The sequence below is a fragment of the Alienimonas chondri genome (assembly GCF_013036045.1).
GTDB lineage: Bacteria > Planctomycetota > Planctomycetia > Planctomycetales > Planctomycetaceae > Alienimonas > Alienimonas chondri.
Window position 1 is genome coordinate 1 of sequence record NZ_WTPX01000175.1, and the last position, 8,962, is coordinate 8,962.

The 8,962-nt window shown below is 66.0% G+C and carries 6 protein-coding genes and 1 pseudogene; 6 read left to right on the plus strand and 1 reads right to left on the minus strand.

Translation table 11 applies throughout. From position 1 onward, the window contains the following. The 6 genes and pseudogenes from LzC2_RS18570 to LzC2_RS22645 form a co-directional block, all read left to right on the plus strand. Positions 1-1,198 (plus strand): AAA family ATPase (locus tag LzC2_RS18570; protein ID WP_171189528.1); only part of this gene is annotated, 1,198 nt, incomplete at its 5' end. Between the two features lie 293 nt (positions 1,199-1,491). Beyond that, entirely contained in the window at positions 1,492-2,559 is a 1,068-nt protein-coding gene (locus LzC2_RS18575) for a DUF1559 family PulG-like putative transporter (protein WP_171189529.1), read from the plus strand. 762 nt (positions 2,560-3,321) lie between these two features. Further along, positions 3,322-5,166, plus strand: coding sequence for a phosphomethylpyrimidine synthase (gene thiC / locus LzC2_RS18580; protein ID WP_171189530.1), 1,845 nt, complete (start codon positions 3,322-3,324; stop codon positions 5,164-5,166). 4 nt (positions 5,167-5,170) lie between these two features. Further along, positions 5,171-6,235 (plus strand): AAA family ATPase, encoded by a 1,065-nt coding sequence (locus LzC2_RS18585; RefSeq protein ID WP_171189531.1) that lies wholly within the window; start codon positions 5,171-5,173, stop codon positions 6,233-6,235. After that, positions 6,232-7,047 (plus strand): hypothetical protein, encoded by an 816-nt coding sequence (locus LzC2_RS18590; RefSeq protein ID WP_171189532.1) that lies wholly within the window; start codon positions 6,232-6,234, stop codon positions 7,045-7,047. Before LzC2_RS18585 ends, LzC2_RS18590 begins: the two co-directional genes overlap by 4 nt. A 166-nt stretch (positions 7,048-7,213) precedes the next feature. Next, positions 7,214-7,603 (plus strand): annotated as a pseudogene (locus LzC2_RS22645) (paraquat-inducible protein A); the annotation flags it as partial. Between the two features lie 60 nt (positions 7,604-7,663). Here LzC2_RS22645 and LzC2_RS18595 read toward each other — a convergent pair. Next, positions 7,664-8,785 (minus strand): serine hydrolase domain-containing protein, encoded by a 1,122-nt coding sequence (locus tag LzC2_RS18595; protein ID WP_171189533.1) that lies wholly within the window; start codon positions 8,783-8,785, stop codon positions 7,664-7,666. Positions 8,786-8,962: the final 177 nt, after the last annotated feature.

Genomic DNA, 8,962 nt, shown 5'->3' on the forward strand with positions numbered 1-8,962 from the left:
CGACGTCTCCGCGAAGCGGGCGGCGCTGCGGGAGGCCGACGAACGCCGCGCCGCCGGTCGCCGTCGCGGGTCGCAGGCGACGTTGGGTTCGCTCAACGCCGCCGCCCGGGCCGCGGAGCGGATGTCCGAACGCGATCGCCTCGCCGAACAGGCCGCGGTCCTCGCCGCCGAGGCGGAGACCTTCGCCGAGTGCCGCCGTGCGCACGCCGGACGTTTGCAGCAGGTGGAGAGCCGCCGCAAAACGCTCGAGGACGCCGCTCGCGCCGCCGAGGACGGTCTGCGGGATCGCTCCGCCCGACTGTCGGCCAGCGCCGAGCGCCTGCGGGAGGAATACGGGATCGAATTGGAAGAGGTCGCCGCCGTCACGCCGAGGGACCGCGGTCCCTCGGCGTTACGAGAATTGGCGGACGAACGTGCCGACGACAAGCGAGACGAGGACACGTTCGCCCTGCCGTCGCTGGACGAAGAACGGGCGGACCTCAATCGCCGCGTCGACGCCCTCCGCGGCAAGCTGCGGGCGCTGGGCGCCGTGGACCCGGACAGCCTCGCCACGCTGGACGAGTTGGAAGAGCGTCACGGCCGGCTCAGCCGCGAGTTGGCGGACCTCGTCGAGGCCAAGCGGCTGTTGGAAGACCTGATTCGCCGGGTGAATCGGGACAGTAAAGAGCTGTTCCTGGAGACGTTCGCCAGCATCCGCGGTCACTTTCAAGCGCTGTTCCGCCAACTTTTCGGCGGCGGCGAGGGCGACGTGCGGTTGGAAGACGAAAGCGATCCGCTGGAGTGCGGCGTGGAGGTCTTCGCCCGCCCGCCCGGCAAGGAGCCGCGGAACATCTCGCTGCTGTCCGGCGGCGAAAAGACGATCGTCTGCGTCGGCCTGCTGCTGGCGATCTTTCGCTCGAACCCCAGTCCGTTCTGCATTCTGGACGAAGTGGACGCGGCGTTGGACGAGGCGAACATCGGCCGATTCCTGGGCGTAATGGCGGACTTCAAGAAAGAAACGCAGTTTTTGATGGTCACGCACCGCAAGCCCAGCATGTGCGACGCCGACGTCCTCTACGGCGTGACGATGCAGCAAAGCGGCGTGTCGAAACGGCTCACGGTGCGATTTGAAGACGTCGGCGACGACGGGAACTTCAAAGCCTCCGCAGCGGGCAGCGATGCCAACGACAGCGAGCCGGGACTCCTGCGAGCCGCGTGAGAGCGGGAAGCCGGGCCGGCGGCGGCGCGGGCCTCGTCGTTTCCAAATTTCTCAGCGGCGAGAGCCGCTCGGACGAGCAGCGCTTCTGCCTATCGTTCCAGCAACAACCCCGTGTTGGGATGTCAGAACTGGGGAAAATCCCCGCATCCGGCGGAGGTACGACTTTTTCTTAGTGTTTTCACAAAGCGGCGATGGGAGACTATTCCATCGGTTTCCCATTCCGCGGCCTTCATTTTCCTGGAAGCGCTCTTGGAACCCGCTCCTTTCCTCCTCTCCCCCGGACGAGTTTACGAATGTCCTCCTCTCCGCGTCCCCTACGCGCCACTGATGTACGCCGGCCTCGAACCGGCTTCACGCTGATCGAACTGCTGGTGGTCATCGCCATCATCGCGATCCTGGTCTCCCTACTGCTCCCCGCCGTTCAGCAGGCCCGCGAAGCGGCCCGACGCAGCCAGTGCCAGAACAACCTGAAACAGATCGGGCTGGCGGTTCATAACTTCGAAAGCACCTACCAGAAGTTGCCGGCCGGTTTCTTGGGACGGGACGACATCAACCAGTCCCATGTCGGAGAGCAACGCAGCGGCGTCTTCCCACAGCTCTTGCCTTACCTCGACTACGAGACGGTCGCCGACAAGCTGGATCGGTCGGTGACGAATGTGGATCAGAACAGTGGAGCCCCGTTCTGGGTGACGCTCGGCGATACGGACCCGACGACGTTCGACACGCTCACGGTTTCCTACACGAAACTTCCGACTCTGCTGTGTCCGACGAGCTCTGACAATGAGTTCGGCGCGGGTCTTAACATGGGCTTCCTGTCATGGGGTTCGGGCACCGTTTCGTACAGCTACTACGGCGATCAGAGCGTCTGGGTGGACGAGTTCGGCTTCAGCCGCATGGGCGCCACGCACTATCTGCCGATCGCCGGCGTCTTGGGAAACATCGACAGCTCTTTCTGGAAGGCGAAGAAAGGGATGTTCTACCGCCGAGACAAGGTTACGTTCGCCTCCGTTCGCGACGGCCTCACCAACACCCTGATGTTCGGCGAGAATGACGGCGGGCTCGCTCACCCTTACGGCTCCGATCCGCCCCTCCTGGGCTTCCAGTGGATGTCCGCCCCCCCGGCGATCACTTACTGCGGTCTGCCTCAGCACCAAGACGTGGCGTTCCCGAGCGGCCCGAATTTCAGTTGGTGCAACGGCGATGACAACGTGCTGCAGTTCCACAGCGAACATGCCGGAGACGTCGTTCAGTTCGCGGCCGGCGACGGTTCCGTCCAATCGATCGGGTCGATCGATTACCTGGTCTGGCGGGCGGTCACCGGCATGTCGGACGGCATCGTCCCTGACAGCAACCCGTTCTGATTGCTGCGACAGTTTCTTCTAAAACGTCTCTCCGCCTGAAACCCTAATGACCCGGTCTTACCCCCCCCTTTCGGTTTGGTCCGCCCGAGGCCTGGGCCTGGCGATGCTGGCTTCGACATGCCTGGTCGGAAGCGGATGTGATTCCACCTCGAGCGAACCGCAGTTCGTCGACCCCGCGAGGGTCCCGACCCCGCCGGCGAATTTCGAGCCCGAGACGAACACCGTCAGTCCCGGCGGAGGCGGCGTGTCCGCGTCCCTGCCTGACGAGCCGAGGTAGGCAGCCGCAACAATCGATGCTGAGTTGGGCCGTACACGGCGCCGGCATGATCTCATGCCGGCGCCGTTTGCGTTTGACCGCTGAATTCTCGCCAGATTCAAGGCCTTTCCAGCAAGGGATCTCGAAGATTGCGTTGACGAACAAGCCCCCGTGAGGCGGCGACCTGCCTGGGAAAGGCGGCGTCGAGACATTCGCAAGAGTGCCGACAGGCAGCGCTGGTGCGGGTCCGCCGGCGCCTTGCCGTCTCGTAAGCCAGTGGCTCTTCCAGCGCGTGCGGCGCCCGATCGTCCTGTCGGGATCCAATCGCTGCTAAAGCCCCCGCGTTACTGACGAAGCCACTGGCGCCCGAGGGGGCGAGGAGTCATCGGACCGTTGTCGTTCAAGGGGCGATCGGCAATCGCTTCGACTGCATCGCCGAGCAACCGCGTCGCCCGTAGGATGAGGTACCGCATCGATTCGTTCCGTCCGTACCCGCCGGTCACCCCATGTCGTTCGTTCCGCTCCCCGCCGTCGGCGGCGATCCCGCCTCCGCCCCGGCCGGCACCACGCCCGGTACCTTTGCCAACGCTCCCAAGCTCGCCCCCGGACCGGCCGGGCGGATGACGTTCTCCTCTCCGGACGCCCCGGGGATGCCGCAGGCCAGCGACCGCACCGCGTGGGACTTCCTCCCCGACGGCTGGTCCGTTGAAGAGGGAAGGCGGAAGGCGGAAGGCGGAAGGGACGGCTGCGAGACGATCGAGGTCGAGCAGGCGGACGGGTCGTTTCTCACTGTCACCCACCCGGCCGGCTTCGAGCCGATCACGCAGCTTGAATCCGCCCGTCTCGGGATCGTCACCCCGCAGATGACCCGCGTCGCCGAACGCGAGCCGCACCTGACCGCCGCGCAGGTCCGCGACGAGGTCGCCGCCGGGCGGATGGTGATCCCGGCGAACACCAAGCACCTCGAGTACGAACTCGACCCGATGGCGATCGGGCGGGCGAGTCTGACCAAAATCAACGCCAACATGGGCGCCTCGCCGGTCTCCAGCGGCACCGACGAGGAGGTCGAGAAGCTCCAGTGGGCGGAGAAGTGGGGGGCGGACACCGTCATGGACCTCTCCACCGGCGGCGATCTCGACGCCTGCCGCGAGGCGATCCTCAAAGCATCCACGGTGCCGATCGGCACGGTGCCGATTTATTCCATGATTATCGGCAAGAAGTTGGAGGATCTCAATATCGAGATCATCCTCGAGACCCTCCGCCATCAGGCGGAACAGGGCGTCGATTATATGACCGTCCACGCCGGCGTGCGGCGGGCGCATATCGATCTGGTCAAAGACCGGCTGATCGGCATCGTCTCCCGCGGCGGCAGTCTGTTGGCGAAATGGATGCTGGTCCATCAGGCCGAGAACCCGATGTACGAGCATTGGGAAGCGATCTGCGACGTGCTGCACGACCGCGACGTGACCTTCAGCATCGGCGACGGCCTGCGTCCCGGCGGCCTCGCGGACGCCACCGACGAAGCGCAGCTCGCGGAACTGTTCACCCTCGGCGAACTGACCGAACGGGCCTGGCGGAAGGGCGTGCAGGTGATGATCGAGGGTCCGGGCCACGTCCCGTTCGACCAGATCGAATACAACGCCAAGATCCAGCGTCGGCTCTGCCACGGGGCACCGTTCTACGTCCTCGGGCCGCTGGTGACGGACATCTTCCCCGGCTACGACCATATCACGAGCTGCATCGGCGCCACGGCGATGGCGTATCACGGGGCGAGCATGCTCTGTTACGTGACCCCCAAGGAGCACCTCGGCCTGCCCAAGAAGGACGACGTGAAGCAGGGCTGCGTCGCCTATAAGATCGCCGCCCACGCCGCCGACGTGGCGCTCGGCATCCCCGGCACCCGCGACCGCGACGACGATCTGACCCGCGCCCGGGCCGCTCTCAACTGGGAGAAGCACTTCGAGTTGAGCTTCGACCCGGACCTCGCCCGGGCCTTCCACGACGAGGATCTCGACGTGGACACCGACTTCTGCGCCATGTGCGGCCACGACTGGTGCAGCGTGCGGATCAGCAAGGAGATCCAAGAGTTCGCCAGCGGCAAGGCCGACGGCTTCGCCCGGGAAAAAGTGCTGAAAAGCCCCGCGTTGAACGACGAACAGCGGTCGATTCTGGAGCAGCGCGGCCATCTCTCGCCGGACCAGATCCACAAGCTCGCCGGCAAGACCAAGCAGGCCGTCGGGGCGACCGAGGGCCACAAAGCCGCCTGCCACAGCGACCTCGCCGACGACGACCGCGCCGCCGAAGTCCAGCAGAAGAAGGTGCCCGCCACGGTCGTCGAACTGACGGTGTGACCCCATGAGCGTCGCCGACCCCGAGTCCCCCGCCGCCCCGGACGCCGCCCCGACCGGGGCGGTGGCCCGGATTCAATCGGTGGAGATCGAGAACCTCCGCGGCATCAAATCCGGCAAGCTGGAGGGTTTGGCCCCGCTAACGATCCTCACCGGCCCCAACGGCAGCGGCAAAAGCACGGTGCTGGATGCGTTGGATATTGGCGGGAGTCCGAATCCGGCGGAGGCGGTACAGGACTGTGTCAATCGTCGTCCGCCGATCAGCGGTGCCGCCCGCTGGCTGTTATGGCGGGGGCACGGGGGGGGCGAACGGTGTCGTGTTCAGTGTGTCGCGACCGCCGGAGAGGCACGAGGCTGCACCCTGACGGTCACCGAGGATCGAGCGGCGGCGACGTGGGAAATTACTGTGACCGCAGCTCTCCACGCTGAAACCGTGCGAACGTACCAACGCACCTTCAGACACAACGGAATGTCTATAGAAAGACAGCATCCGGAAGTTGACGTTGCCTTGCCTGGCGTCGACGAGGTCGAAGTTGTCGAGGGAGTCCCGCGGACATTTCGCAACACTTTATCCGACCTCTATTCCGCAATTGCTAGAGCAGGACGGAGAGAGAATATTGCAGTGCTAGCTTCCTCTCTCGTCTCGACTGTTGATCGAGTGGAAGTTCTCACGGAGGGGGATGTACCCGTGCTTCATTTCGGTTGGGCTGGCGGCAGTTTACCAATTGCCTACTACGGCGAAGGGACTCATGCCGCCTTCCGAATTGGGCTAAGCCTGACGGCATTATCGGGAGGCGTCGCTCTGCTCGAAGAACCCGAAGCCCACCTGCACCCCGCGGCGATGGCGTTGGTGGCGAAGGCGATCGTCAATGCCGTCCGCTCCGGCACGCAGGTCGTGCTGACGACGCACAGTCTCGAGTTCATCGACTGCCTGTTAGACGAGTGTGAGGAGCCGGACGGGCTTCTCGCCCTGTTTACGCTTTGGCTGGACGACGGCCATTTGCAGTCGGTTCGGCACGACGGCGGCGAGGTGCGGTTCGCCCGTCGGCAGATCGCCGAGGACTTACGGTGAGCGGGCCGTCGACCGCCGGCGCGGCGGCAATCATCGTCTGCGAGGGCTACCACGACCGGGCCTTCTGGAGCGGCCTATTAATCAATCACGCCGGGTTCGTCGCACCGCCCAAGGGGGAGCGGGTGAAAGACCCGGCCGGGATGCCGGTGACCGGCGGGCAATTCGGATTTCGGTCCGTGGCTGGAGAGCGGTACGCGGAAATCGTACCAGCGCGCGGCGTCAGCAAACTTTTGGAGACGTTCGACATTCAGTTGAAACGGAGCAAGCGGCTGGCCGTACGGCATCTCATCTATAACTACGACTCGGACAGTCCGACCTCCGGAGCGAGGGAGCGGCTGGCGACTTTGCGGGATCGGGTTGTGAATGCGGCCAAGGGAGCGACCCAGCAGGTGACCGACTACGACGAGGACCGCCTTCAGTTCGAGGTGTCGCGAACGGGAGGGGCAAACACGCTCGTCGCCGTGTGCCCGTGGGCGTGCGACACGCCCGAGGGGCTTGAAGAAGGCGTGCGAAACGGCATCCCGGAAAAGCAGACCTTGGAGCGGCTGGTCTGCGCTGCCTACGCCTCTGCCGAGCCGGACCGAGTAACGCGGACAGCAGTGTGGCTAGCGGAGAATCCGGCGCGGGCCGAACCTAGGTCGGCGAAGAGCGAAGCGTTCTCGTTAATGGCGAAATGGCATCCCGTCGACGGCGTCGAGCGGTTCTATGAGTCACTGTGGGAAGACGAACGGACGCGTGGGCCGTTGCTGAAGCTGCTTGCTTCGTCGGAAGCGTGGCCGGCGATCCGTCTCCTTGCGGTCCCCAGCGGCTGACTCATGGTGGCCGGATTGAAGTGAACCTCACCGCTGGCGCCGTCGTTAGTCTGGTCAACTGCCCCCCCGTCTGTTTCGTCCCATGTCCGCCGCTCGTCGCACGCTCGTCCTGCTACTGGTCGCGGCGTCTTGCGTGACGTTGGGGTTGGGACTGACGGGGCCGTGTATGACGGTGATCCCCAACGGCGGGCCATGGCATGGGTGGATCGAGATTCTCGAACCGCGGGTGCTGCGGCCGAGCACCTTCAGCGTGCTGACCGGCATCGAGCGGATGTGGAACCACGGCGCCGAGGGGCTGGCCGGGCTGCTGTTCGCCTTCAGCGTGGCGTTTCCGACCGCGAAGCTGGCGATCCTCGGCTGGACCGCCGCCCACGCCGACGAGAACGCCCGCCACGGCTGGGCCGGGTGGCTGGCTCATCACGTCGGCAAGTTCAGCATGCTGGACGTGATGGTGATCGGGCTGATCGTCGTCGCCGTGAAGGGGCTGCCGGGGAATACGGAAGTCATCGCCGGCTGGGCGTTGTGGGCCTTCGCGGCCAGCGTGCTGTTGGCGATGGTGGCGAGCCTGCTGCTGCACACCGCCGGCCCCCGCTCCGGCCGCGAGCCGTCGAAGCTCTCACTCGCAGAGAGCCGCGGCCGCGACGACCGTGTTGATGCGGCCGATCAGTCGGTTGACGGAGCCGCGGCCGTCCGGGTGGAGCCGGTTGGACAGGAACACGACGAACAGGTCCCGCTCCGGGTCGATCCACAGTCCCGTGCCGGTGAACCCGCCGTGGCCGAAGGCAGCGTCTGAGAAGAGATCGCCCCGGTTGCCGCTGTAGGCGCTGCGGTTGTCCCAACCGAGCGTGCGGAGGCCGCCGGGCACAGAACGCGGGGCCGTCATCCTGCGGACCGTCTCCGGCTTCAGCAGGCGAACGGCGCCCTCGTCGGTGAGTCGTCCCTCTCCCAACAACATGCGGGCGAACCGGCCGAGATCGTCCGCGGTGGCAAACAGCCCCGCGTGCCCGGCAACGCCGTCCAGCGCCGCGGCTCGCGGATCGTGTACCTCCCCGCGCAGCCATCTGCCGTCGCGACGTTCGGTGGGAGCCGTCTCCCCGTGCACGGATTTATCAGGTACGAAACCGGTGCGGGTCATGCCGAGCGGGGCGAACAGGTGCTGGGCGGCGTACTCGTTCAGCGGGACGCCGGAGGCCTCTTCGACCAGCTTGCCGAGGACGATGAAGCCGACGTCCGAATAGGTGAACCGCTCCCCCGGGACGGCGCGGGGTTCGAGTTCGCAGATCGCCGTCCACGCCGCGTCCGGACCGTCGGCGTAGTCGGAGAGCGCGTTGTCGGCGATCAGCCCGCCGGTATGGGTCAACAGGCGCGTCGGGGTGATCGTCCCCTTCCCGTTCGCTCCGAAGGCCGGAAGGCGATCGGCGACGGGAGCGTCGAGGTCCAATTTCCCCCGCTCCGCGAGGTGCATCACGCTGCAGGCAGTGGCGATCGGCTTGGTGAGCGACGCGAGGTCGAACCGGGTGTCGAGCGTCATCGGTTCCCGTTGCGGTTCGATCGCCCGGTCGTCGTAGGCCTTTCGCCAGACGACGCCGTCCCGTCGTCCGACCAGCACGACGCAGCCGGGCATCTCGCCGTCCTCGATTCCCTCCGCCACGAGGCGGTCGATCGGAACAAGCCGCTGATCCCACTGGGGTTCTCCCGGGGCAACGCAGCAGAGCACAATCAGCAGCGGGGCGGACATCGGCGAACGAACCGGGGCGGCGGGCGGGACCTTAAGAGGCCGCACGGTAGCGGCCGGCGATCGCTCGCCACAGCAGGCCCGGAAGCCAGCAGGCCCGCCGCACGAGGCCCGCGGCGGCCGGCTGGCAGAGGGTAAACGCGATCGCCGCCAGCGCCGCGCTGAGCGCCGCCAGCGTGA